Source organism: Arthrobacter sp. SE2, from assembly GCF_058244265.1.
The window spans coordinates 41,742-66,518 of sequence record NZ_JBZAYA010000018.1; the positions used below are offsets into that span (position 1 = coordinate 41,742).

Genomic DNA, 24,777 nt, shown 5'->3' on the forward strand with positions numbered 1-24,777 from the left:
CTAAGTCAAGATACCGTCGTCTGGCGCGAGCAGCACGGTCCGTTCGCTTCGGTGGAGGACCTCGATGCAGTGGATGGTGTCGGTCCCAAGATGATGGAATCCCTTCTGCCCTTGGTGACGGTTTAGGGTGCATGGAGCCAAGGTGAGCCCGGGCCGCGTCGACCTTCGGCTGGTCCCGTCTGCCATTCTGACGTGGGCTGTTTCCCTTGCGGGCACCTATCTGCCTTCGCTGTGGACGGGAGTTGTGTGCGTGGCTTTGGGTGTCGCCGCGTGCCTTCTTTTCACCGCCCGGGCCGTGGTCCTGCGAAGCCTGAGGACCTTTACAGCCACTCTGGCCGTAGCGTGCTTGTTCGGAGCGGCCGTGGCCGCCCATGCGGCAATGGAAGCGGGCCCGCGCCAGGACGGTCCGGTTGCCGATGCTGCGGCTACACGCGATTCCGTTGTCATTCACGTGCTGATCGTGGGTGATCCTCGCGAACTGGGCACGGATTCACGTGGATCCGGACGCTGGGCCGTACCGGCCGAAGTAATCGATATTGCGGCCGACGGCATGCTCATCCGTTCCCGCACAAGAATTCTGCTGACTGGAGGCGAAGGCTGGGACCAAGTCGTCAGGGGACAGGAGGTAAGAACCGCCGGAAAACTAAAGCCGGCAAAACCAGGACAGGTCGAGGCCGGTGTTCTTGCCGCCGCCACCCCGCCCATGCGGCCGGACTCGCGGCACAGTCCTGAAGCTCAAAGCAACCCGGCAGCACTTGCCAACATTCCCCTGGGTCCAGCGCAATTGAAAAGGCAATTCGCCTCGGCCGCCGAATGGATAAAGGGCGACGCCGCCGGGCTCCTGCCCGGGATGGTCACGGGCGACACGACCGGCTTGGACGAAAGCCTGGAAACGGCCATGAAGACCACTGGCACCACCCACCTCACTGCGGTCAGCGGCGCAAATTGCAGCCTCATTCTTGGCGGCCTCGTGCTCCTCGCGAGGAGCTTTCGGCTTGCCAGGGGAGTGGCGGCAATCGTGGCCCTGTGGGGATTGGCGGCTTTTGTCATGATGGTGGGGCCGGACGCGAGCGTCCTGAGGGCGGCGGTCATGGGTGCTATCGGCCTCAGCGCGCTGAGTGCCGGGAGGCAGGGGAGGAGCCTGGGCTTTCTCTGCCTTGCCGTGACTGGCCTACTCATCTTGGACCCCTCACTTGGTACGAGCATCGGATTTCTCCTGTCGGTCCTGGCCACGCTGGGAATTGTCCTCTTGGCACGGCCCATCGCATCCTGGGCTCCAGCATGGGTACCGTCGTGGCTAGCGTCCGCCGTTGCCGTCCCCTTGAGCGCGCAGCTTCTGTGCGGTCCGGTCATCGTGGCCTTGCAACCGCAGTTCTCCAGCTATTCACTGCTGACGAATATCGCCGTTGCTCCGTTTGTCGCACCCGTGACGATCCTGGGAACCATTGCGGTTCCCCTCGTGCCGCTGCTTCCTTGGCTTTCGGTTGTTCCCATAGCCGCTGCCGGGGCCAGCGCGGCGATGGTGGCAGCAATCGCCAGGTTTTTCGCAGGACTTCCGGGGGCGGCCCTGCCATGGCCGGAAGGTCCCACGGGAATCGTCACCATGATTCTCTGGTCGGTTGGGACCATCTTGATGGTGTGGCTGGTCGTGCATCCAACGTGGGTGGTCTCAGCCGTACTCTCATTGCACCGCCGCTTGGTGTTCCTTATAGCCGCGGGGGAGTCGGCTGTCCGTCGCTGGCCGGACTGAGGGCCATTCCGCCGGCTCGCCGCCGCCTGTTATGCGGGTCGCAGGGTTGAGGAACACCGCCCGGGACGCTGCACGTGGGAGACTGGGACCAAAGCAAAACCCTTCTGGAAGGAAGCGACATTGGCTGCTGGCCAGGTCTCCAAGGCCAAAACCTCCGCGGCGAACACCGCCAGCTGGCGGGACGTTACCCCGTCCGCGGTAGTGCTCATCACCGGCCCTGAGGAGTACCTCGGAATCCGGGCCATGGATCGGATCCGCTCGCAGGTGCGGGCGGCGGCACCGGAAGTGGAAATCAGCAGGCTCAATGCCGGAAGCTACGAGACCGGTTCCCTCGCAATGGCGGTCACGCCGTCGTTGTTCGATGAGGCCAAACTCATCGAGATCGAGGGCCTCGAATCGATGACCGATGCCTTCCTCGCCGATGCCTTGAAATACGTAGCCCAACCGGAGAACGACGTCGTGTTGGTCCTTCGCCACGGTGGCGGGGTGCGCGGAAAGAAGCTCCTGGACGCCATCAAGTCGTCCGGATGGCCGGTGGTGGACTGCCAGCCCTTGAAAAAGGATGCCGAGAAAACAGCATTCGTCGTCTCGGAATTCAAGGCAGGCGGCCGCCGCATCGAAGCGGAAGCTGTCCAGGCCCTCGTCAATGCAGTCGGTGCCAGCCTCTCCGAGCTCGCTGCGGCCTGCAACCAGCTCATCGCGGACGCCACTACCGCGGTCGACGCCGCCACAGTGGAACGCTATTACGGCGGCCGCGTGGAAGCCACGGCATTCAAGGTTGCGGACGCCGCCATGGCCGGTAACGGGCCGCAGGCCCTCTCCAGCCTCCGGCATGCCCTTGCCACCGGGGTTGACCCGGTGCCGCTGGTTGCCGCACTTGCCGCGAAGCTCCGCACCCTTGCCAAGATAGCCGGCGCCCAGGGATCCTCCGCACAGATCGCCAAGCAGCTTGGCATGCAGCCATGGCTCGTGGAACAAGCACAACGCGACGTTCGCCGTTGGACTCCCGAAGGCCTGATCCGTTCCATCCAGGTCACGGCTGAAGCGGACGCCCAGGTAAAGGGCCTCTCGCGGGATCCCGTGTACGCGGTAGAGCACGCCGTCACGGTCATCGCCAACGCGGCCCGCGGCCGCTAGAGGGCTGGTGCCCGGCCGCTAGCCAACTCAGCCGGCGCCGCGAGTTTCATCCCCACGTAGATCCCGCCAGTCCACAAGAAAGTCAACGGCGTGCCGCGACGCGCTCTGCGTGTCACCAGTGCACGAAGAGGCGGCCGGCTGGTACTCAATTTCGGGGCAATCACCACTCAATTTCGGGCAACGACCACTCAAATTCAAGCCAACGGCCGCCCAGGCGGCCCTTTTGACCTTAGTCTTCGTCGTGGAGGAGTCCCTCCTCCGGATGGCGCGCCCGATATGTCAGCTCCCTGAGATGCCGGACGTGTGACTTTGCTTTGGGGACAAGGCCGAGTCTGGGGCCGAGCAAGCCATCTTGGCTGGCGACACCATCAGTCAATTTCCATGTGTGGCTGCGAAAGTCACGGTATGAAAGGAGCATTCATGTCAACTCTCGGTGAGAGTCGGAACCGTACCAACGGCACATTCCGGGGCAAAGTTGCGAAAATGGGAGGCGTCACCTTGGCGCTCTTCCTCACAATATCGGTAGCTTTTCAGGCCACCGTTACGCTAGGCATTTCTTCTGCTCTTGCTACGAACCTTTACTTTGCACTCAATGCTCTATCTTGGGCGGCGATGGCTGCAGCCGTCGTGGCGGCTTTTGGTATTGGAGCAGCACTGGCCGGGGTACTTTTTGGTCTGGTCAAGAAGTGGGCTCTGAAGCAGTTCGTTGCTTGGTAAACCGCTGACACTTACGTGCTAGCCCATGGGGAGGGCCACAATGAACTTACGTAACTTCACCCAAAGGCGTCCTCGTGTATTCGCTGTGGTCCTCTCTGGGTGTAAGGCAACCTTCACTAACGATTTTCGGCGAAGGTCCCATCGACTCCAGGACCTTCTGACGATTTTAGGTTTTACATCCCACGCTGCGGCGGTTAACAATGTACTGACCTTTGGGCATTTGTTGACATTGCTAATCATCGGTTTCGGTATCGTGTGGACGCCTGAGTCGACTGGGTTAACAACCTTGGGAATTCCGCTCAGCACTCCTGACGTAGTGAGCATCGTGGCGGCGCTGTTGGCAATAGCGCGTTTACAAGCGAGGCGTCGCTACAGGCAAGTCCACCGTTTCTGGAACACCGTATCGGCACCCCTGGAGGTGGGGATGCGCTCCGGTTTGGTCCTTACGGATCTTGGTCTCGCCGGCATGCTCATCCTTCAGAACCTGCGGTGGCACAATGTCAATAACCTATTAGCTGCCGGGGCCCTCGTAATCTCATCATTTCTTGTCGTGGCACCCCTGAAGAGAGCGGCGATCCGGGTGCTCGTAGTTTTGATTGTTGCCTTGTCGGCGTGCAGCCTAATTCTTCTATTTACGAATGCACCTTCATTTGATCTCGTTGAAAGCTTCGGCTCCGGATCAGCTTACAAATTGTTGTTGATCCTGGCAGGTACAGTTCTTACGGCCGCGTCCACACCTGCCCTCTACAGGGCCACTGCTCATCCTCGTGCCCTACGTAGCCGAGGGTTGCTGACTGATTTATCAATTAAGGCAGCATGCATTTTTCTCTTGTCAAGCTTGGCCTTGTCCGTCATGGAAATGACACCGTGGCCGTGGACGGCGCCGTTTATTGCTCTTGCTGTTTTCTTCTCGGGTTTAGTTCTGTATCGGTCATCTTTCGTACGGATCTCTTCGCCTGAAACCTTAGGCATTGCCCTATTCTTAGTGAGGCTTAGACCATCCTGGGTAAAGCCGCTCATTATCCGCAGCCTGGTAACTGCGATCGTAGTGACTGCGCCATTGACCTTTGTGTTATGTGTATTCTTCCTTTTAGGAAAGTACACCCAGGCGGCGGTCTTGCTTGTTGCTCTCGTTGGTCTTGAGATAAGCATCGACGCATTGATCGTCCAGCGTCGGACGGCCGTTATGCCGGCCTCGCACATCTCGAAATTGGCGCAGAAATCCAAGCAGGGCTTAGGCGCAGCGCTTTGCGCTGGGCTGGCAGTCGTGTTCTCAGGCATTCTGGGAGCTGTTACACCGCAAGCAGCGCAAAGTCCCTGGCTTGGCGTCACGTCTGGCGCACTGGCTCTCGTGGCTGTTCTCTTGACAGTCCTTGTTCTCAACGACGCACCTGCGTGGGTGCGTGAACTTTCAGCCAGCGGAACTGAGGACACATGAAATCTCTAGCGCGTGTAGATCATGCCTTTGGATCCCACATCATCTTTGACCGTGCCTCTGTAGATCTTCCTGAACGAGGCGTTGTTGCGCTTCGAGGGCCGAATGGATGTGGCAAAACGACCCTACTCAAGCTCCTCGGTGGCATGATCTCGACGTCGTGCACTGAAATCGCGCGGTGGAGAAAGGACTTCACGGCGGTCTATCTAGACACCGACTTTCTTACCCTCGACTACCTCACGGTCGAAGAACACTTGGATATGGTCAGGCCGCTGATCGGCCCGTCGGAGATGCCGGAAGATGACGGGCATCATCTTCTGACTGAACAGATGATGCCAACCAAGGTTGTGGACCTATCCCTCGGACAGCGCCAGCGACTTGTTCTGACAGTAGCTTTGGCACTCAAGAACGTCGATGTCCTACTTCTCGACGAGCCTCTTAACGGAATGGACCAGCAAGGCTCTTTAGTTGCACGCCAGTCAATGCTCGCCGTAGGAAAAAGCCGACTCGTCCTCGTGGCTACCCACGAGGATGACCACTGGACCGACTACGATCTCGCGGTCCGCCAGAAGGATACGATCGAACTGCGCCCAACAGGAGCGCGAAAATGAGCAGTCGTCTCACCAATAGCGTTCGCACTCCTTTCAAAGCCTTGCGTTCCCACTTCCCATATCTGGGCACCGACCTCTTGAAAATTCAGATCGCCATAGCCTGCGGGATTGGTCTTGCTTCTCTCTTCACGTGGGGCAGTAGCAGTGACGTGACCTCGATCAGCGCCCCGGGAATACTTCTGCACAACGCTTCCTTGGCCGTTCTCGCACTTTTTCTGACCCACTACGGTGCGATCGTCATGATGATCCTCAACGGCATTTGGCTAGGGATGGGGCTGGTTGCAAGTGCCGCGGCTATTGGCCTCCACCAGACCTTTGCGCTCACCGTAGTCCACATTCCACTCGAGATCGTGGCGTGGGCACTCACAATCCAAGGGGCACGCCTATTTTGGCCAACACTTCTCGGAATGATCAGAGGAGGACACACTTGGCGTCATGTGGCTCAAAAGATGCGCGAAGTCCTCATCACCGCAGCTACCTTCTACTTCCTGGCGGCCCTCGCCGAGTGGGCCGAACACGCACTACTCGAAAGGTAAGTCATGACCTCCGCGAGCCCAAAAACCTCCGACCCTCCCGCACCGCAGAGCCCGAAGAAAATCAACCCAGTCTGGATCATCTGCCTACTGCTCGCATACACTGCTGCTGCCCAATTCGCAGTGGGATCGAGCATTGAACGGCTGGCCACAGAAAATGCCGAACACAACCAGTTTTCGAGCCAAGAGGTGCTCGTGACCTTCCTTCGCGTAGGCGTCATTATCTGGAGTATTCTGGCATCGTTTCTGCAAGGCCTCGTACTGAGGCTTATATACAAGGGCATCGTCAAAGGACATGGCCCCACCCTTGGAGCCAGCTGGTTTTGGGTTCTTCTAGGTCAAATCCCGTTCATGGCCACTGTGCTCGTTATGGGACTGTTTTTGGAGCCCGAAGCGCTCGGTCTCCTCGGTCAAGCCTGGGTGCGTATTCTGTTCGGCACCATCGCAGGGGCCATCTACATTGTGGCTGCCAAGACGGTGTTTGGTGCCCCGAACGGGCGCCTTGCGATTCTCTTCGTCATCGTTGCCGTCGTAAACTCGGTCCTGCTCGTCTCAGGTAGCTCCGCCTTAAATACCTGAGGCCGGCACCCATGGGTGCCGGCCTCACGTTCAGCTCAGTCGAACCGGATAAACCTTAGAGTGCGTTGACCTTTTTGGAGATCGCCGACTTGCGGTTTGCAGCGTTGTTCTTGTGAATAACGCCCTTGCTGACAGCCTTATCCAGCTTACGGCTAGCAGCAACAAGAGCCTTTGCAGCGGCATCCTTGTCCGTGGACTCAACGGCGGTGGCAACGGCGCGGATGGCCGTCTTCAGCTCAGACTTGACGGCGTTGTTACGCAGGCGAGCCTTCTCGTTGGTGAGGATGCGCTTCTTCTGGGACTTGATATTAGCCACGTGTGTGAACTCTCTTTTTAATGCGGAAAATGGTCTAGAGGGTTTTCAGGTTGGCCATCGACTGAGCGGCGTGGGGATGCCTATGGCAGCCAACCATGAGTGGCCGTCGACCTGCACGGACACACAGCCATAAATATTATCAGACTCGGCGCTTTTCCGGGGATTTCGCGTCTATGCCGAGTCGTGTTGCCCGTTGAGCCGGCGCGCCACAAGTTGGAAAGTGCGTTTGTCGAGGACGGCACCCTCCCGCCGGACGTCCGCCGGATTGACGCGAACCACCCGGTCTACCTTGACCTCGCTCGGCCGGCCTTGGGGGTCCCAGGAACCGGTGCCGATGTCGACGTAGTCATCTGAACGGCGGCCGTTGTCGTGGTCTTTGCTGGTCAGCATCAGCCCCAGCAGCCACTCGCCGTCGTGTCCTATCAAAAGGACCGGCCGGTCCTTGCCCTGGGAATAATCCTCTTCGTACGGAACCCAGGACCACACGATCTCTCCCGGGTCCGGTTTGCCGTCGGGATTGGGGGAGTACCGCGGCGACACCGCGCCCCTGAAGTCGCCCGGATACGGGCCGGAAAGCTGCCCGACGTCGGTGCTTGCGTTCTGTGTCCGGTTCGCGTTCGCCGTGGCCCCGCCCTTTGGGGATCGGCGAGGGGGTGTGCCGGCCGGGGGTCCGATGATCCGTCGAAGGTAGCCCAGGGAGCCTTTGAGGAGTCTGCCAAGCAAGTGTGTGTCCGATGCCATGGAACCACCGTACTTTCCCTTGCCGTGCCAGTGCACGAGCGGCGCCGGGTTCATGGGAGACTATTAGTTCAGATATGCGGCATCGGCCGGAATGGTCCAGACCAGTCCGGAGTCCGGCCGTGTGAGTATCGACAGTAAGGACCCTGCGTGTCTCCCATGGCCCGCACCGCACCGGTGCCCGCCGCGACAGATCCGGCCATCATCCGGAACTTCTGCATCATTGCCCACATCGACCACGGTAAATCCACCTTGGCCGACCGCATGTTGCAGTACACCGGCGTCGTTAAGTCCCGCGACATGAAGGCCCAGTATCTGGACCGCATGGATATCGAACGCGAACGTGGCATCACCATCAAGTCCCAGGCTGTCCGCATGCCCTGGGAACTTGACGGCACCAGCTACGCCCTGAACATGATCGATACCCCCGGCCACGTTGACTTCACCTATGAGGTTTCCCGTTCCCTCGCGGCCTGTGAAGGCGCAGTCCTCTTGGTGGACGCCGCGCAAGGCATCGAGGCCCAAACCCTGGCCAACCTCTACCTGGCGATGGAAAACAACCTCACGATCATTCCGGTGCTCAACAAGATCGACCTCCCGGCCGCCCAGCCCGAAAAGTACGCCGCGGAACTCGCGAACCTGATCGGCGGCAACCCCGAGGACGTGCTTCGCGTATCCGGCAAGACCGGCGTGGGCGTGGAGGCCCTGCTGGACAAGATCGTCCGCGATCTTCCGGCTCCCGTCGGCGACCCGGACGCTCCGGCCCGAGCCATGATCTTCGACTCCGTGTACGACACCTACCGCGGCGTGGTCACCTACGTCCGTGTCGTGGACGGCATGCTGCACCCGCGCGAGCGGATCCAGATGATGTCCACCCGCGCCACCCACGAGCTCCTGGAAATCGGTGTCAGCTCTCCGGAGCCCACGCCCTCCAAGGGCCTGGGCGTCGGCGAAGTAGGCTACTTGATCACCGGCGTGAAGGACGTCCGCCAGTCAAAGGTCGGCGACACCGTGACCAACCTGGCCAAGCCCGCTTCGCAATCCCTCGCCGGTTACGCCGATGCCAAGCCTATGGTCTTCTCCGGCTTGTATCCCTTGGACGGCACGGACTATCCCGTGCTCCGGGATGCCCTTGAGAAGCTCATGCTCAACGACGCAGCACTCATCTACGAACCTGAGACGTCTGCCGCCCTGGGCTTCGGTTTCCGCGTGGGCTTCCTTGGCCTGCTGCACTTGGAAATCACCCGTGAACGCCTCGAGCGCGAGTACAACCTCGACCTCATCTCCACCGCTCCCAACGTTGAGTACGAGGTCACGCTGGAGGACAAGCGGGTCCTGCACGTCACCAACCCGAGCGAATACCCCACCGGCAAGATCTCGGAGGTGCGCGAACCCATGGTGTCCGCCACCATCCTGGCGCCGAATGAGTTCGTGGGCGCCATCATGGAGCTGTGCCAGAGCCGCCGCGGCGTCATGGGCGGCATGGACTACCTCTCCGAAGACCGGGTGGAAATCCGGTACCGCCTTCCGCTGGCCGAAATCGTCTTCGATTTCTTCGACATCCTCAAGTCCAAGACCCGCGGCTACGGTTCGCTGGACTGGAAGGCCGACGGCGAGCAGGTCGCCGACCTGGTCAAGGTGGACATCATGCTCCAGGGCGAGCAGGTTGACGCTTTCAGTGCCATCACCCACCGCGACAAGGCCTACGCCTACGGCGTCATGATGACAGGCAAGCTGCGCGAACTCATTCCCCGCCAGCAGTTCGAGGTGCCTATCCAGGCCGCTATCGGTTCGCGGATCATTGCGCGTGAGAGCATCCGCGCCATTCGCAAGGACGTCCTTGCCAAGTGCTATGGCGGTGACATCACCCGAAAGCGCAAACTTCTGGAAAAGCAGAAGGAAGGCAAGAAGCGCATGAAGATGGTGGGCCGCGTGGAAGTTCCACAGGAAGCGTTCATCGCAGCCCTGACCACCGACGAATCCAAGGACAAGGCCAAGAAGTAATGCGGCTTTTCGCCCGGGACACCACGGGACAGGCGCGCACTGTAGCGGCGCGCACAGGACGTGCACGAGGGGAAATCAGTGCCTAGCGTTCTTCCCCTCGGTGATCCGGCACCTGCGGACGGACTCTTGCCGCCGCAGGTGCTCGACGGCGTCGATTCACGCAAGTTTGGACTATACGTCCACATACCTTTCTGTGCCGTCCGTTGCGGATACTGCGATTTCAACACGTACACCGCCACCGAGCTTGGCGGCGGTGCCTCCCAGGACGCCTACGCGTCTACCGCCATTTCGGAAGTGGAGTTCGCCGTCCGGGCCATGGACGCCTCCGGGCTGCCGCAACGGCACCTGAGCACGGTGTTCTTCGGCGGCGGGACGCCGACCCTGCTGCCTGCCGAAGATCTCGCACGCATCCTGACGGCCGCCGTCGGGCACTGGGGCCTGGAAGCGGGAGCCGAAGTCACCACTGAGGCGAACCCGGACTCCGTGACGCCAGAGTCCCTCCAGCTGCTCGCAGACGCCGGCTTCACCCGGGTTTCCTTTGGCATGCAGTCGGCGGTCCCTCACGTGCTCAAGGTCCTGGACCGTACACACACTCCCAGCCGGGTCCCGTTGGTGGTCCAATGGGCGCGCGACGCCGGCCTTGCTGTAAGCCTCGACCTCATCTACGGCACCCCGGGTGAGTCGATGGCTGATTGGCAGACGTCACTGGAGACTGCCTTGTCCTACGGTCCGGACCACATCAGTGCCTATGCGCTGATTGTGGAAGAAGGCACCAAGCTGGCGTCCCAGATCCGGCGCGGAGAAGTTCCCGGAATCGACGACGACGACCACGCCGCCAAATACGAACTCGCCGATCAGCTGATCAGCGCCGCAGGCCTGGACTGGTACGAGGTCAGCAATTGGTCCCGCACACCCGAACAGGCGTGCAAACACAACCTTGCCTACTGGCGGGGAGACGATTGGTGGGGCATCGGACCCGGCGCGCACTCCCACATGGGCGGCGTCCGCTGGTGGAACGTCAAACACCCCACCGCCTATGCCAACAGGCTCGGTAGCGGAGTGTCGCCGGCCGCTGGCCGTGAAACGCTCGACGCCGGAACCCGGGAAGTGGAACGCATCATGCTGGAGGCGCGCCTCGGAACCGGGCTTCAAGTCGACGCGCTCGACAAGGTGGGCCGGCACGCCGTCGCAGGCCTCATTGCAGACGGCCTGGTTGAGCCTGGAGCGGCCTTCCAAGGACGGTTGGTCCTGACACTCAAAGGCCGGCTACTCGCGGATGCGGTGGTCCGCCGGATCCTTCCGGACTAGCGGCAGGCGCTAGCGCCCGGCGCGGGAGCCGGCATCGGACCCGCGAAGACCGGCTACTTGATCCAGCGCAGGTTGAAACGGTAGCGGTGCGGCTGTCCGTGGTTGACGCGGATTCCGGCGGACACCGAGAAGCAGGTCACGGCGACCCAGATTGCCGTGGCAAGGACAGCGAACAAGTTTCCCACCACCGGGAGCAAGACAAGGACGTTGGCGAGCACTGCAGCAATCGTCGGAGGCAGGGTGAAGTTGAGCGCTTCCTTGGATTCCTGTGCCGTGAAGGGGCCACGTTCGCGGAAGATCAGGTAGATCAGAAGCGAAGGAACGCAGCCAAGGATCCCGCCGAAGTGCGCCAGTGTTGCCCACTGCCGGTCTTCCGAGGCGGTCAAGGGCAGCGCGTTGGCAGGAACGCCGTGGTACTGGGACTGGCCCGAGGTGCCGTCCCGATCGTCAGGAGCGTTGTCTGCCACAGTATCTTCCTTCGAGTATCTATCGGTGCAGTGTTGCTGTCCCAGAATACTTGCTCGGCACGCGATCAGCCGACCAACTCCTCTGCCCGGGGCACGCAATCATCACGGAACGGTCAGGAAATCGATCACTTCCTCCACGCGACCCAGCAAAGAGGCCTCCAAATCCGCGTAGCTGTGGACGGCGCCCAGAAGCTTCTGCCAACCCAGCCCGACATCTTCGGCCGTCTCATGCGGCCAGCCGAACGACCTCAGGATGCCGGTCTTCCAGTCCGTGCCACGCGCGATGGTTGGCCATTGCTCGATCCCCAACACCTTGGGCCGGATTGCCTGCCAGACGTCCACGTAGGGATGTCCCACGATCAGGACGTTTCCCGCGGCGCCCGGCAGTGTCATGGCGTCGGCAGCAATCCGCGACTCCTTCGAATCCGGTACCAAGTGGTCCACGAGGATTCCGAGCCGGCGGCCCGGGCCGGGGGAGAACCCGGCAATGGCCGCCTTGAGATCGTCCACGCCGTGCAAGGGCTCGACGACGATGCCCTCCACCCGGAGATCATCTCCCCACACCTTTTCCACGAGTTCGGCGTCGTGCTTGCCTTCCACCCAGATCCGGCTCGCCTTGGCGACTTGGGCCCGCTGCCCGGCGACGCGGACGGATCCCGATGCCGTCCTGCCTGCTTGCGCCGCGCCCTTGGCGGCCGCGGCGCGTGGAGCCGGCGGCACGAGCTTCACTGCCTGTCCCTCCAGGAGGAATCCGAATCCGAGCCGGAACGATTTGGCCTTTCCCCGCCGATCCTCAAGCACCACGATGTGCATGCCACCGGACTTCTCCACCCTGGTCACGGCCCCGACCCAACCGGACTGCACGTCCTCGAGAACCATCCCGCGTTCAACGGGCACCTCAGGCAGTTGCCGTTTGGCAGGCGAGGAGAGGTCTTGCGGGCCCCAATTGTCGTAAGACACGGTCTTCACACCACTTTGCGCTAGGGGGTTGGTCACGGTCCGTGGCATTTCCCAGGACCGCGCGGGAACCATGTTCGCCGCGAGCGGTACCAATGCTAACAACGAGGTGGCTCATACTAGACTTGTTAGCACTTGGGCATGTTGAGTGCTAATTGTTGAAATACCGGATTGTTGAGTACCGGCTGTTGAATGGAGGTGGGCAGTGAGCGAACCACGCAAGCTTGAAGTGTTACGCGCCATCGTGGAGGACTACGTTCACTCCCGCGAGCCAGTCGGTTCCAAAGCCTTGGTCGAACGGCACCATTTGGGAGTGTCGAGCGCCACCATCCGCAATGACATGGCCCTCTTGGAAGAAGAAGGCCTCATTGCAGCACCACACACCAGTGCGGGCCGCATTCCTACGGACAAGGGCTACCGCCTGTTCGTCGACCGTATTTCCGAGGTCAAGCCGCTTTCGGCCGCCGAGCGCCGGGCCATCCACTCGTTGCTTGAGGGACCAGACGACGTCGAGGACATCCTTGAGCGGACCGTCCGGCTCCTCTCCCAACTGACCAACCAGGTCGCCGTCGTCCAGTATCCGCACCTGAGCCGCGCGCGTGTCCGGCACATTGAGTTTGTCCTTTTGGCACCGCGCCAGGTCTTGGTGGTGTTGATCGCCGATTCGGGCAAAGTGGAACAGGGCGTTGTGCACGCAGCGACAGACGCCACTGACGAAGAGCTCATGGCCTTGCGGGCGCGATTCCTTGGAAGCATTGCCGGCTCCCAGCTCGACCTCATGCCGCAAGTCCTGCCCTCGGTGGTTGCCTTGTGCCCGCCGGCGCTTCGGAACCTTGCGGGCGCCCTTGCCCACGGCCTGGAAAGGCTTGCCGAGCGGAGCCGCGACGAACGCATGGTCATGGCGGGCACGGCAAACCTGGCCCGCTCCAACGTGGACTTCCCCTTGAGCATCGGTCCGGTCCTCGAAGCGCTTGAGGAGCAGGTGGTCATGTTGCGGCTGTTGTCGGACATGGCGGAGGACCCCCGGGGCGTCACGGTGAGCATCGGCCGCGAAAACCCCTATGACGGCCTGTCCGAGGCTTCGGTGGTTGCCACGGGCTACGGTCCGGGCAGCAGTGCCAAGATCGGCATTCTTGGACCCACCCGCATGGACTATCCCAACACCATGGCGGCCGTCCGTGCCGTCGCACGCTACCTTTCCCGCATTCTGGGCGGCTGACGGCCTCGGCTGGAAACCGCCTCGCAAGAAAAGCAGTGGAACCGTAAACAAGGAAGAGATATCGACTTTGAGCAGTCACTATGACGTTCTGGGCGTCTCGTCGGAAGCAACCGGCGAGGAGATCAAGAAGGCCTACCGCAAGCTCGCACGCAAGCTGCACCCCGATGTGAACCCCGGGGCGGGCGCTGCCGAGGAATTCAAGGCGGTGACCCACGCTTACGAGGTCCTCTCCGACCCCCAGAAGCGCCGCGTCTACGACGCCACCGGCAACGAGAACGGGACCGACAACGGTTTCGGCGGAGGCTACGCGGGCCAAGGATTCGCCTTCCAAGACATCTTCGACACCTTCTTCGGCGGAGGAGGAGGCGGCATGCAGGGCCCCGCATCACGCATGCGCCGCGGGCAGGACGCCCTGATCAGTGTGCGCATCGACTTGCGCGAGGCAGTGTTCGGTGTCAACAAAAAGCTTGAGGTGGACACCGCTGTCATCTGTCCCACGTGCGAAGGCTCATGCTGCCGTCCGGGCACCCACCCGGAGCGCTGCGACATCTGTGGCGGCTCGGGCCAGGTCCAGCGGGCTGTCCGCTCGATCCTCGGCCAGGTCATGACTGCCGCACCGTGTGGATCGTGCGAAGGTTTCGGCTCGATCATCAAGGATCCTTGTAATGAGTGCAACGGCCAGGGCCGCATCCGCAGCCGCCGTTCACTGACCGTCAAGGTGCCTGGCGGCGTCGCCACCGGGACCCGCATCCAGCTGTCGTCGCAAGGCGAAGCAGGTCCCGCGGGCGGTCCTCCCGGTGACCTCTACGTGGAGATCCGGGTCAACAGCGATTCCACCTACATCCGGGAAGGCGACGACCTTCACGCCACGCTGAGCGTTCCCATGACTGCCGCGGCACTGGGTACCGAGTTGCAGCTTGAGACTTTCGACGGTCCCCAGGAGATCGACGTCAAGTCCGGCACGCAGTCCGGCGAAGTCATCACCCTCCGTGGACTCGGCGTCACCCATCTCCGCGGCTACGGCAGGGGAGACCTCAAGGTGCACCTGCACGTTGAGACGCCCGGCAAGCTCGACGCCGCACAGGAAGACCTGCTTCGCCAACTGGCAAAATTGCGCGGAGAGCAGTTCACCGAAGGCAAGCTTGTGGCCAGCGGCGGGATGTTCGCGAAGCTGCGGGACAAGCTCGGTAACCTGTAGCGGTGAGCAACCCCGTATTCTTCACCGCAGCCGGAACGCTTGACGGGCTCGGCCCTGGTGACACTTTCGTGCTCGACGGCGCCGAAGCCAGGCATGCTGTCACCGTCAAACGCCTGGAAATCGGCGAAGCCGTCGATATTGCCGACGGCGCCGGAAAACGGCTCACGGGCACCGTGACCGAATCCGGGCAGGGAACCCTCACAGTCCTTGCCACCGCTGTCCAGGAGGAGCACCAACCAACCGTACGGCTCGTGTTGGTCCAGGCCCTCGCGAAGGGCGACCGTGACGAACTTGCCGTCGAGACGGCAACGGAACTCGGGATCGACGCCGTCGTGCCCTGGCAGGCGGAGCGTTCCATTGTCCGTTGGAAGGGTGACAGGGCGGCCAAAGCCCACGCGAAGTGGCAGTCCGTCGCCACGGCAGCCGCAAAGCAGGCGCGGCGCGCGTGGATTCCCGAGGTGCGTTCCGCCGTCGACGGCTCCGGCCTGGCTGCAGCGGTTGCCGCGGCTGACTTGGCGATCATCCTGCATGAGGACGCGAAACGTCCGCTGCGGGATGTCTTGGACAAGTGGCAGGCCGGGGTTTTCGACGCGGATACCGGAGCGGGTCGCGAAGTCCTGCTCATCGTCGGCCCGGAGGGTGGCATTTCACCGCGCGAAGTGACGAAGCTCAGCGACGTCGGCGCGGTCACCGCGCTCTTGGGCCACCACGTGCTTCGCTCGTCGACGGCGGGACCCGCCGCCGTCGTGCTGGCCAGTGACATTCTGGGGCGCTGGTAGCCCGTAGCGCACGTCCTGGATCAGCGAACGTCCTCAGCGAACGGTGAAACTTCGGGTATCCGTCGCGACGTCGGCATCGTTGGGTCCCACCAGGGAAACCCGCAATTCATAGCGACCCGCCCCGAGCCCCACTGTGAGGCTGAAGGCTCCACCTTGTCCGGGCACGGTAGAAGCAGTGGTCTGCCCGGCGAGGTAGGAGGACTTGTCGCCGTTTGAGTTCTCGCGGAGGATTTGCCAATGCAGTTTCTTCGAGGGGTCCGTGCTCCGGCCGTTGAACTTGACCGGACCGGCAGGCAAAGTCAGATCCTCCTGGGGGTCAATGATCCACACCGGCGCCACCATGGATGCGTCGCGGACCATCGGATCGCCTAGTTTGACCTGCCCGAATGCCATGTAGTCCGTGTGCCCGTCGACCAGGATGGTCACCTTGATCTGCTGTCCTGAGTCGATCAGGCCTGAACTCGCGGCCGCAGCGGTGGCGGTATAGACGAGTTCCTGGACCGCCCGCTGAGCCATCCCGGGATCCAGATTGGAATTGAACGCGTCGCGGGAAACATCGACCGTGACGACGTTCTTACCGGAAATCGAGGTCGCCAGGCTGCCTGGGTTCTGCCACGGCGTGAAGAAATCGTGATCCAACGGCTTCTGGGACATCATGATCCGCAGGGCCGTGGTGATGGGGTTCTCGTTGCCAGGGTTGTCACGGAATTCGCGGTACAGGAAGGTGTCCGTGTCGCTACGCCCGATCCAATACACGGGGATCTTGTTTGAGGCCTGGGTTGTTTCGAGCGGAGCATTGCTGTCCGGCACCGTCTGCAGCGCAACTGTCGGGGTGGGGATCGGAGTCGTTGATCCCTGTCCCGTGCGATCGGCAATGCAGCCCGACAGGAAAAAGGCAGCCGTCAAAGCGGTCACAAGCATCGCGGAGCGTTTCCGGATGCGTGTGCCGTGTTGAGTGACGGCTGGCCTGGTGATGGTGGATTCCTGCTCGTGTTCGGCCGCGGTGGTGCGGGGGAGTCATGCGCCCGGTGGCCGGGCACAGGGGCGTTTTGCCCATGAATCAGCTTGTCACAGTCTCCCGGGCCCCGGCTGGCGTTTCGATACCCCGGCGACCAACTGCAATCCGATTGATACGAGGTCGATGCCGAGTTGATACCAAAGCGGCATGGATCGGCCGTCCGCGGCCCCGCCGGGCACGGTCTGGAACCACCCCGGAGACTGGCTGGCGTAGGATTGAAAGCAATCCGAGGCCCGCGATCGTGCGCCCATCCAGCAGACGGACATCGGAGAAAATCGATGGACATCACCAAGCCGGAGGAGCAGAGGCCGCAAGGCCAGCACTATGACAGAATCATTGAACGGGCGGCCCAAGGCCGGCAGCGTTGACACAGGTCCGGCCGAGTTCCCACACTCTGTCCCGGGCGCCCGGACGGAAGTTGTCATCTTTGACAACTCGGATCAGATGGTTCAGACCCTTGGCAGCCATGACGAGGCGTTGCGCTACATCGAAGCCCAGTTCCCCGGCGTCGACTTTCATGTGCGCGGCAACGAGCTCTCCTTCAGCGGACCGTCGAGCGATGTTCCCCGGATCATGCGGCTTCTGGAAGAAGTCCGCGGCCTGGTCGGCAAGGGCACGGTCATCACCCCGGACGTGCTGCAGCAACTCGTGTCCTTGTTGCGCAGCCAGTCCCTCCAAAACCCCGTGGAAGTCCTGACCCACAACATCCTTTCGAGCCGCGGGCGCACCATCCGCCCCAAAACGCTCAACCAGAAGAACTATGTCGACGCCATCGACGACAACACCGTCATCTTCGGGATCGGTCCTGCGGGCACGGGCAAAACTTATCTGGCCGTCGCCAAGGCTGTTCAGGCACTGCAGCTCAAGGAAGTCAGCCGTATCATCCTCACGAGGCCGGCCGTCGAAGCCGGAGAGCGCCTCGGCTTCCTGCCGGGGACGCTGAGCGACAAGATCGATCCGTATCTGCGCCCTTTGTACGACGCCTTGCACGACATGATGGACCCGGAATCGATCCCGCGGCTCATGGCCGCCGGGACCATTGAGGTAGCACCGCTCGCTTACATGCGCGGCCGCACGCTCAACGACGCGTTCATCATTCTTGACGAGGCGCAGAACACCACTGCGGAACAGATGAAGATGTTCCTGACACGGCTCGGCTTCGGTTCCAAGATGGTTGTCACGGGGGATATCACCCAAGTGGATCTGCCCTTCGGTGCCACCTCCGGGCTGCGCATCGTCCAGGAAATCCTCAGCGGAATCGACGGCGTGAACTTTACGATGCTGGACGCGTCCGACGTCGTCAGGCACCGGTTGGTCGCCGACATCGTGATCGCGTACAGCAAATGGGATGAAAAGCACCGGGCGCGTGTCCAGCACACGCCCATCCATGACAAACGGGGAGAACACCGATGAGCATAGAGGTCAACAACGAGTCCGGCGTCCAGGTGGACGAGGCACAATTGGTGACGCTTTCACGCTTCATCTTCGAGCGGCTCTACGTTCACCCCCAAGCCGAACTTTCCATCCTCCTGGTGGATGAGCCTGCCATGGAAAAGCTCCACATCGAACTCATGGACGAACCCGGCGCCACAGATGTCCTGTCTGTTCCGATGGATGAGTTGACGCCGGGAACGCCTGGTAAGCCTGCTCCGCAGGGCATGCTGGGCGACATCGCCATCTGCCCGCAAGTGGCCGAGGCACAAGCGCGCAACGCCGGTCATTCGACGCAGGATGAAATGCTCCTGCTCTGCACGCACGGGATCCTTCACCTGCTCGGTTTCGACCACGCCGAACCGGAGGAAAAAGAAGAAATGTTCGGCCTGCAGCGTGAGCTGCTGTCCGCGTTCCTTGGCAAGGACGCCCCCATGGAGACCATGCTGTGACCTCGCTCATCCTGGTCGGGATGGCGTTGGTGTTCCTCAGTTTCGTCGCACTGCTGACCGCGGCTGAGGCTGCCTTCACCTTCCTGCCGCGGCACGATGCCGAGCAAGCCATCGTCAAGAGCCGGGGGAATGCGCTTCGCAGCATCCTCGCGCAGCCAATTGCGCACATCCGGGCGCTGCGTTTCTGGCGGGTCTGGTTCGAGATGGCGGCAGCGGTGGCCGTCGCCGTCGTCATGCATAGCCTCCTCGAGAACGTCTGGCTTGCCGGTTTGGCAGCGACGGGCATCATGGCCGTCATTGGTTTCGTTCTGGTGGGCGTTTCGCCCCGTCAACTCGGACGCGCCCACTCTGGCGGCGTGGTTCGCTACTCTGCCCCGCTCATCAGGTTCCTGTGCTGGATCCTGGGTCCCATTCCCGGCTGGCTCGTGAGGATCGGCAGCGTGGTGGCACCCGGTGCGCCCAGCGGCGATGAAGCTTTCTTCAGCGAGGAAGAATTCCGTGAACTTGTCGACAGGGCCACGGAATCCGACATGATCGAGGACAGCGAGGCCGAACTCATCCAGTCGGTCTTCGACTTCGGCGACACGCTAGTGCGCTCGGTGATGGTCCCTCGAACGGACATTGTGAGCATCGAGTCCGGATCCAGCCTGGAGCAGGCCATGGCCCTGTTCCTGCGCTCCGGATACTCAAGGATCCCCGTTATCGGCGAGAATGCGGACCAGATCCGCGGCATTCTCTATTTGAAGGACGTCGCTGCCGCGTTGCACCGCCCGGAGCAGCCATCAGTGCGCCAGGATGTTGATGCCATAGCCCGCGAGGCCCGTTTCGTTCCCGAATCAAAGCCTGTCAGCGACCTCCTCAGCGAGCTCCAGCAAGAGTCCACGCATGTGGCCGTGGTGATTGACGAATACGGCGGCACGGCCGGGCTGGTGACCCTCGAGGACCTCATCGAGGAAATCGTGGGGGAGATCGTGGATGAGTACGACTCCAACGATGCGGAAGTCACTGACTTGGGTGATGGCACGTACCGCGTCAGTTCACGGATGAGCATCGACGACCTCGGCGAGCTTTTCCACATTGACCTCGACGACGACGAAGTGGACACAGTGGGCGGCCTCCTGGCCAAAACCCTGGGCAAGGTGCCGATCGTAGGCAGCGCAGTGAGGGTGGATGGGATCTCCTTGAAAGCCGATAGGCTGGAAGGCCGGCGAAACCGGGTCAGCCATATCATTGCGGCAGCCATTCCAAAAGAAGACACTGACCTTGAAGACCTTCTCGACGAGGCCGACACAACGCAACAGGGAGTTCCACGTGAGCAAGCACAATAAGAAGTTCGACGCCGATCAGGACTTCGGCGGCTTCCACGCGGGTTTCTCGGTTCTTGTGGGCCGTCCCAATGCCGGCAAGTCCACCCTCACCAATGCTTTGGTTGGCCAGAAGGTGGCCATCACCTCGGCAAAGCCGCAGACCACGAGGCACACGATCCGCGGCATTGTCCATCGGGAGAACGCACAACTTATCCTCGTGGACACTCCTGGCCTGCACCGCCCGCGCACCCTCCTTGGCAAGCGGCTCAACGATCTCGTCGCGGACACCCTCTCCGAAGTGGACGCCATTGGTTTCTGCCTGCCCGCCAACGAGAAGATCGGACCGGGCGACAAATACATTGCAGCCCAGCTCGCCGCCGTCGGGCGCAAGCCGATCATCGCACTTGTCACCAAGACCGACCTGGTGGACCGCCAGGCCTTGACCGAACAACTCCTGGCTGTGGCCGCGTTGGGCCGCGAAGTCCTCGGCGAACAAGGCTGGGCCGATATCGTTCCGGTTTCCGCGACCGACGGCTTCCAGGTCAGTACGGTCGCCGACGTCCTCATCGGCCACATGCCTCCTTCTCCGCCCCTCTACCCGGACGGCGAACTCACCGATGAACCGGAGGCCGTCATGGTCGCCGAACTTATCCGGGAAGCAGCCCTGGAAGGCGTCCGGGACGAGCTTCCCCACTCGTTGGCTGTGGTGGTGGAGGAAATCCTGCCCCGCGAAGGCCGCTCCGAAGATAACCCGCTCCTCGACGTGCGGGTCAATTTGTACGTTGAACGCCCGTCCCAGAAGGCCATCATCATCGGCAAGGCCGGAAGCCGGCTGCGCGAGGTCGGAACGAACGCCCGCAAGGGCATTGAGGCCCTTTTGGGAACCAAGATCTACCTCGACTTGCACGTCAAAGTGGCCAAGGACTGGCAGCGCGACCCGAAGCAACTCGTGAAGTTGGGATTCTAGCCGCTGGGGAATTTCCCAGTTTGGGCCCGTAAAATGGTCCGAATCCCATTTTCCGAGGAAAGGTCGAGCGAGTCGTGCGACGTCGCGATGCACGCGTTCAGGAGCCCGGCACCATAGGTGCCCGCGGCGCTGCACGCCACGGGGAAGCTCCCGGCACCCCCCGCCACATGAATGCTCCGAAGGGCCTCCCGCCCTGGCTTAAGGTCACCGCCGTGACGGTGTCGGTGCTGTTGGTCGCAGGTATCGCATTCGCCGCCTACTGGGTCATCCGCTTGCAGTCGAACATCAGCAAAGCACCTTTGTCGGCAGGCGCTCCCCGGACCGAGGCCGCTGCAAACGACGCCACGGACCGCCAGCAGATCCTCATCCTCGGGTCCGACACGAGGGACGGAAAGAACTCGCAATACGGTTCAACCCAGGACTCCACCGGCTATGGCCAGTCGGATGTCATGATGCTGCTGGACATTTCGGCGGACAACAGGAGGGTGAGCCTCACCAGCTTTCCCCGCGACCTCCTGGTGGATGTTCCGAAGTGCACCGATCCCAAAACCAATACCGTCTATGAAGCCCATTCCAACGTCATGATCAACTCGGCGATGGCAGAAGCCGGGATCGGTTGCGCCGTGGACACAGTGAACAAGCTCACGGGACTGCAAATCGATCACTTCATGATGGCCGACTTCAACGCCGTCAAGGAGCTGTCCAACGCCGTCGGCGGGGTCAACGTGTGCGTGAGCGACGCCGTCTACGACCCTGATTCCGGACTCCGACTCCCCAAGGGAACATCGAGTGTCCAAGGGGAGCAGGCCCTGGCCTTCCTCCGGACCCGCCACGGTTTTGGCGACGGAAGTGACCTCGGCCGCATCCAGGCGCAGCAGGGTTTCCTCTCTTCGCTGACCCGGAAGATCAAGTCCGACGGAACGCTAAGCAATCCGCAGAGCCTGCTGTCCATCGCGGATGCCGTGACAAAGAACCTGACCGTGGATGAAGGCCTGGCATCGGTCCAGTCGCTCCTGACCATCGGGAGCCGCCTCAAAGACGTTGACTTGTCCAAGGTCGCGTTCGTCTCGGTTCCCACCCAGCCCGCCGCCGTCGATCCCAACAGGCTCGAATTGGTTGAACCGCAGGCCACGCAGCTGTTCGCCGCCATGCGCGCGAACCTGGACCTGACCACGCCGGGGGCCACGGCCAGTCCCTCGCCCGCGGCGTCCGGCGCCCCGTCCAGCAGCGCGGCACCGGCGCCAAGCACTCCCGCCGTTCCGGCCTATGACAAGGCCCTTCAGCCAGTGACCGTCGCAGACGGAACGGGCGTCGCGTCCCGCGGACAGGAGATCGCCGCTGCCCTGGTTGGCGGCGGATTCACGAAAGCCGCCCACTTCCTTGCAGCCGCCGTCCCCAAGACGGTTGTCTATTATGGGACCGGCTATGCCGACGTCGCGCCGGATGTCGCGAATCTCCTAGGGATCCCGGCCTCGCAAGTCGAACTATCCAAGGGTGTCGTCGGAGTCCAGGTCTATATCGGCAGTGACTTCAATTCCGGGACCAAGTACGGAGTTGCCTCCGTACCGTCCGACGTCGTCAAGCAGACCGCAGGCGACGTGAAGTGCCAGGCGGTCAACCCGGCACTCATCGCGAGGTAGTTGTTGCTGCCTACCAGATGCTGACGCGGTCCTCAGGCGACAACCACATTCCATCCCCGGCTTCCACCGCGAACGCCTCGTGGAACGAGTCCAGGTTCTTGGCGATGGCATTGGTCCGGAACTCGTTGGGGGAGTGCGGGTCCGTAGCTACGCGCCGGATGGCTTCCTCGGGACGAATGACCTGGCGCCAGCCGGCAGCCCAGGACATGAAGAAGCGCTGCTGGCCGGTCAGGCCTTCGAGGACGGGAGGTTCCGAACCCTCAAGGCTCAGGAGATAAGCCTTGTAGGCGATGGTCAGGCCGCCCAGATCGCCGATGTTTTCGCCGAGCGTGAGCTTCCCGTTGACCTTGTGCTCGGGAGCGGCATAGGGGGCAAGGGCATCGAACTGGGCAACAAGTTTCGCCGCCAGTGCTTCGAAGGCCTTGCGGTCTTCCTCGCTCCACCAATTCCGCAGCGCTCCACTCCCATCGAACTGGGAGCCTTGGTCGTCGAAGCCATGGCCGATTTCATGGCCGATGATGGCGCCGATGCCTCCGTAGTTGACCGCGTCGTCGGCTTCCGCCGTGAAGAATGGCGGTTGCAGGATGGCAGCGGGGAAGACAATCTCGTTCAGCATCGGGTGGTAATACGCGTTGACCGTCTGCGGGGTCATAAGCCACTTGTCGAGATCGACCGGCTTGCCGACCTCGTCGAGGTGACGGTCGACGTCGGCGTTGTGTGCCCGCTCGACGTTCCCCAGAAGATCACTCGGATCAATGTCGACGGCGGAATAGTCAATCCACTTGTCAGGGAAACCAATCTTGGGCCGGAAGGCCTCAAGCTTTTTCAGCGCTTCAGCCTTGGTGTCGTCGCCCATCCAGTCGAGCGCCGTTATGCTCTCGCGGTAAGCCTCGATCAGTTTGGCAACCAGCGTCTGCATCCTGGCCTTGTAGCCTTCGGGGAAGTGGCGCTCAACGTAGATCTGGCCGACCGCCTCACCAAGGGCGGCTTCGACGACGGCGACTCCGCGCTTCCAGCGGTCCTTGTTCTGCGGAGTGCCACTCAGGGTGGTGCCGTAGAAATCGAAGTTTGCGTCCACGAACGCCGACGAGAGATAGGGGGCGGCGGCATTGAGCACACGCAGGGCCAGCCACTCCTGCCACGTGGCAAGGGACTCGGTCTCGACGAGGGAGGACGCACCGGCGAAGAAATCAGGAGTGCTCACCACCAGCTCGGTGAATTTGTCTCCTTCAATCCGGGCAGAATCGAACCACGAGTCAAGGTAGGGGAATAGTTCACGGCCCTCCTCCGCGGTCTTGAGGTTGTAGGTCTTCTGCGGATCGCGAAGGGTGACGTTGTCCCAGTGGTGCGAGGCAAGGGCTTTTTCAAGGGCGACGACGCGCGCGGCGGCATCCTCGGCGTCGGGAATGCCTGCCAGGCCGAAGAGTTTGGCGACATATTTCGCATAGGCGCTGACAATGCCTTCGAACTTCTCGTCCCGATAGTAGGACTCGTCGGGAAGGCCCAGGCCGCCCTGGCCGATGTACAACAGGACCCGGTCCGGGTTCCCGGCGTCGGGAGCAGGATAGATGGAAAACAGGCCGGAAACATCCGAGCGGAACAGCCGCCCGGTCAGGGCAACCACTTCGGCCGGCGAAGCCGTGGCAAAGACGTCCTCAAGCCTGGCGCGGATAGGCTCCATACCCTTGGCTTCGGTGGCTTCTTCGTCCATGAAGCTGCTGTAGAGCCCGCCTACTTTGCGTTCGATGCCGCTGGCGTCCTCGCCCTTTGCGGCAGCTTCCTCGATGATCGCTTTGACTGCCAGTTCAGCGCCATCCCGCAGCGCGGTGAACGTTCCCTCAAGGGGGCGGTCGTCGGGGATGACCGTCGACTTCAGCCACGCCCCGTTGACGTGCTGGTAAAGGTCGTCCTGCGGCCTGACGCTTTCATCGATGTTGGACAGTGTGATCCCCGACTGTGGCACAAGAACTCCTTCGGACGACGAGCGGAACCGGCTCACCGCCGTTACCGCGTCTGCATAGTGGACGTTGCTTCTGGTATTGCATTGTCATCATACGCACCCGTGTTACTGTGAAATGGTGCGTGCAGGAATGCTTCTCCTTAGCTGCCGCGGCGGGGCCTCGTAGGCGATCATTCGCTAGGCCAACCCTCGCTGCGGAGTTAGCTATGCCCGGCCAATCTTCCATCAAAGATTAAGAGAAAAGGCCCCTAAGT

General features: G+C 61.9%; 23 protein-coding genes and 1 pseudogene. 18 read left to right on the plus strand and 6 right to left on the minus strand.

Annotated features, from left to right (window positions below):
* From AC4CS3_RS19685 to AC4CS3_RS19720, 8 genes and pseudogenes are all read left to right on the plus strand, one after another.
* A pseudogene (locus tag AC4CS3_RS19685) lies at window positions 1–126 on the plus strand (ComEA family DNA-binding protein); the annotation flags it as partial.
* Between the two features lie 16 nt (window positions 127–142).
* Window positions 143–1,750, plus strand: coding sequence for a ComEC/Rec2 family competence protein (locus AC4CS3_RS19690; protein ID WP_490784845.1), 1,608 nt, complete (start codon window positions 143–145; stop codon window positions 1,748–1,750).
* A gap of 120 nt (window positions 1,751–1,870) precedes the next feature.
* Window positions 1,871–2,887: a DNA polymerase III subunit delta gene (gene holA / locus AC4CS3_RS19695; RefSeq protein ID WP_490784846.1), complete on the plus strand. Its 1,017-nt coding sequence runs from the start codon at window positions 1,871–1,873 to the stop codon at window positions 2,885–2,887.
* 420 nt (window positions 2,888–3,307) lie between these two features.
* Window positions 3,308–3,604, plus strand: coding sequence for a hypothetical protein (locus AC4CS3_RS19700; RefSeq protein WP_490784847.1), 297 nt, complete (start codon window positions 3,308–3,310; stop codon window positions 3,602–3,604).
* A 40-nt stretch (window positions 3,605–3,644) separates the two neighbouring features.
* Window positions 3,645–5,042, plus strand: a complete 1,398-nt coding sequence (locus tag AC4CS3_RS19705) for a hypothetical protein (RefSeq protein WP_490784848.1) — start codon at window positions 3,645–3,647, stop codon at window positions 5,040–5,042.
* A complete protein-coding gene (locus AC4CS3_RS19710) occupies window positions 5,039–5,650 on the plus strand; it encodes an ABC transporter ATP-binding protein (RefSeq protein WP_490784849.1) in 612 nt (203 codons plus the stop codon). The genes AC4CS3_RS19705 and AC4CS3_RS19710 overlap by 4 nt, the downstream gene beginning before the upstream one ends.
* On the plus strand, window positions 5,647–6,186 hold the full coding sequence (locus AC4CS3_RS19715; RefSeq protein WP_490784850.1) for a hypothetical protein: 540 nt from the start codon (window positions 5,647–5,649) through the stop codon (window positions 6,184–6,186). The genes AC4CS3_RS19710 and AC4CS3_RS19715 overlap by 4 nt, the downstream gene beginning before the upstream one ends.
* Window positions 6,187–6,189: 3 nt before the next feature.
* Window positions 6,190–6,762 (plus strand): hypothetical protein, encoded by a 573-nt coding sequence (locus AC4CS3_RS19720; RefSeq protein WP_490784851.1) that lies wholly within the window; start codon window positions 6,190–6,192, stop codon window positions 6,760–6,762.
* A 55-nt stretch (window positions 6,763–6,817) separates the two neighbouring features.
* Here the strand turns inward: AC4CS3_RS19720 and rpsT are convergent, their stop codons facing one another.
* Entirely contained in the window at window positions 6,818–7,078 is a 261-nt protein-coding gene (gene rpsT / locus AC4CS3_RS19725) for a 30S ribosomal protein S20 (RefSeq protein ID WP_028267110.1), read from the minus strand.
* 171 nt (window positions 7,079–7,249) lie between these two features.
* Window positions 7,250–7,819, minus strand: a complete 570-nt coding sequence (locus tag AC4CS3_RS19730) for a type II toxin-antitoxin system PemK/MazF family toxin (RefSeq protein WP_490784852.1) — start codon at window positions 7,817–7,819, stop codon at window positions 7,250–7,252.
* A 147-nt stretch (window positions 7,820–7,966) separates the two neighbouring features.
* Here AC4CS3_RS19730 and lepA point away from each other — a divergent pair, with 147 nt between their 5' ends.
* Window positions 7,967–9,820 carry a translation elongation factor 4 gene (gene lepA, locus AC4CS3_RS19735; RefSeq protein ID WP_490784853.1) on the plus strand — a complete coding sequence of 618 codons (1,854 nt, stop codon included), beginning with the start codon at window positions 7,967–7,969 and terminating at the stop codon, window positions 9,818–9,820.
* A gap of 78 nt (window positions 9,821–9,898) precedes the next feature.
* Window positions 9,899–11,128, plus strand: a complete 1,230-nt coding sequence (gene hemW, locus AC4CS3_RS19740; protein ID WP_490784854.1) for a radical SAM family heme chaperone HemW — start codon at window positions 9,899–9,901, stop codon at window positions 11,126–11,128.
* A gap of 53 nt (window positions 11,129–11,181) precedes the next feature.
* Here the strand turns inward: hemW and AC4CS3_RS19745 are convergent, their stop codons facing one another.
* Window positions 11,182–11,595 (minus strand): DUF4870 domain-containing protein, encoded by a 414-nt coding sequence (locus AC4CS3_RS19745; protein WP_345447489.1) that lies wholly within the window; start codon window positions 11,593–11,595, stop codon window positions 11,182–11,184.
* 102 nt (window positions 11,596–11,697) lie between these two features.
* Window positions 11,698–12,555: a DUF3097 family protein gene (locus tag AC4CS3_RS19750; RefSeq protein WP_490784855.1), complete on the minus strand. Its 858-nt coding sequence runs from the start codon at window positions 12,553–12,555 to the stop codon at window positions 11,698–11,700.
* Between the two features lie 202 nt (window positions 12,556–12,757).
* On the opposite strand from AC4CS3_RS19750, the gene hrcA reads away from it, so the two are divergent.
* From hrcA to AC4CS3_RS19765, 3 genes are all read left to right on the plus strand, one after another.
* On the plus strand, window positions 12,758–13,771 hold the full coding sequence (gene hrcA / locus AC4CS3_RS19755; protein WP_490784856.1) for a heat-inducible transcriptional repressor HrcA: 1,014 nt from the start codon (window positions 12,758–12,760) through the stop codon (window positions 13,769–13,771).
* Window positions 13,772–13,838: 67 nt separating this feature from the next.
* Entirely contained in the window at window positions 13,839–14,969 is a 1,131-nt protein-coding gene (gene dnaJ, locus AC4CS3_RS19760; RefSeq protein WP_490784857.1) for a molecular chaperone DnaJ, read from the plus strand.
* 2 nt (window positions 14,970–14,971) lie between these two features.
* Window positions 14,972–15,748 carry a 16S rRNA (uracil(1498)-N(3))-methyltransferase gene (locus AC4CS3_RS19765; protein ID WP_490784858.1) on the plus strand — a complete coding sequence of 259 codons (777 nt, stop codon included), beginning with the start codon at window positions 14,972–14,974 and terminating at the stop codon, window positions 15,746–15,748.
* Between the two features lie 33 nt (window positions 15,749–15,781).
* On the opposite strand, the gene AC4CS3_RS19770 is transcribed toward AC4CS3_RS19765, so the two are convergent.
* Entirely contained in the window at window positions 15,782–16,669 is an 888-nt protein-coding gene (locus tag AC4CS3_RS19770; RefSeq protein ID WP_490784859.1) for a GerMN domain-containing protein, read from the minus strand.
* 421 nt (window positions 16,670–17,090) lie between these two features.
* On the opposite strand from AC4CS3_RS19770, the gene AC4CS3_RS19775 reads away from it, so the two are divergent.
* The 5 genes from AC4CS3_RS19775 to AC4CS3_RS19795 all read left to right on the plus strand — a co-directional run bounded on the left by AC4CS3_RS19775 (window position 17,091) and on the right by AC4CS3_RS19795 (window position 22,563).
* Window positions 17,091–18,179: a PhoH family protein gene (locus AC4CS3_RS19775; RefSeq protein WP_490784860.1), complete on the plus strand. Its 1,089-nt coding sequence runs from the start codon at window positions 17,091–17,093 to the stop codon at window positions 18,177–18,179.
* Window positions 18,176–18,649 carry an rRNA maturation RNase YbeY gene (gene ybeY / locus AC4CS3_RS19780; protein WP_490784861.1) on the plus strand — a complete coding sequence of 158 codons (474 nt, stop codon included), beginning with the start codon at window positions 18,176–18,178 and terminating at the stop codon, window positions 18,647–18,649. Before AC4CS3_RS19775 ends, ybeY begins: the two co-directional genes overlap by 4 nt.
* Window positions 18,646–19,977 (plus strand): hemolysin family protein, encoded by a 1,332-nt coding sequence (locus AC4CS3_RS19785; RefSeq protein ID WP_490784862.1) that lies wholly within the window; start codon window positions 18,646–18,648, stop codon window positions 19,975–19,977. The genes ybeY and AC4CS3_RS19785 overlap by 4 nt, the downstream gene beginning before the upstream one ends.
* Window positions 19,961–20,923, plus strand: a complete 963-nt coding sequence (gene era / locus AC4CS3_RS19790; protein WP_345447466.1) for a GTPase Era — start codon at window positions 19,961–19,963, stop codon at window positions 20,921–20,923. Before AC4CS3_RS19785 ends, era begins: the two co-directional genes overlap by 17 nt.
* A gap of 74 nt (window positions 20,924–20,997) precedes the next feature.
* Window positions 20,998–22,563, plus strand: coding sequence for an LCP family protein (locus AC4CS3_RS19795; RefSeq protein WP_490784863.1), 1,566 nt, complete (start codon window positions 20,998–21,000; stop codon window positions 22,561–22,563).
* A gap of 10 nt (window positions 22,564–22,573) precedes the next feature.
* Here the strand turns inward: AC4CS3_RS19795 and AC4CS3_RS19800 are convergent, their stop codons facing one another.
* Window positions 22,574–24,526, minus strand: coding sequence for a M13 family metallopeptidase (locus AC4CS3_RS19800; protein WP_490784864.1), 1,953 nt, complete (start codon window positions 24,524–24,526; stop codon window positions 22,574–22,576).
* Between the last annotated feature and the right edge of the window lie 251 nt (window positions 24,527–24,777).

Coding starts and splice junctions, on each gene's coding strand:
- ybeY (WP_490784861.1), top strand. CDS start 18,176: ATGAGCATAGAGGTCAACAACGAGTCCGGCGTCCAGGTGGACGAGGCA.
- AC4CS3_RS19720 (WP_490784851.1), top strand. CDS start 6,190: ATGACCTCCGCGAGCCCAAAAACCTCCGACCCTCCCGCACCGCAGAGC.
- AC4CS3_RS19700 (WP_490784847.1), top strand. CDS start 3,308: ATGTCAACTCTCGGTGAGAGTCGGAACCGTACCAACGGCACATTCCGG.
- AC4CS3_RS19775 (WP_490784860.1), top strand. CDS start 17,091: ATGACAGAATCATTGAACGGGCGGCCCAAGGCCGGCAGCGTTGACACA.
- AC4CS3_RS19715 (WP_490784850.1), top strand. CDS start 5,647: ATGAGCAGTCGTCTCACCAATAGCGTTCGCACTCCTTTCAAAGCCTTG.
- AC4CS3_RS19770 (WP_490784859.1), bottom strand. CDS start 16,669: ATGCTTGTGACCGCTTTGACGGCTGCCTTTTTCCTGTCGGGCTGCATT.
- AC4CS3_RS19710 (WP_490784849.1), top strand. CDS start 5,039: ATGAAATCTCTAGCGCGTGTAGATCATGCCTTTGGATCCCACATCATC.
- AC4CS3_RS19730 (WP_490784852.1), bottom strand. CDS start 7,819: ATGGCATCGGACACACACTTGCTTGGCAGACTCCTCAAAGGCTCCCTG.
- AC4CS3_RS19705 (WP_490784848.1), top strand. CDS start 3,645: ATGAACTTACGTAACTTCACCCAAAGGCGTCCTCGTGTATTCGCTGTG.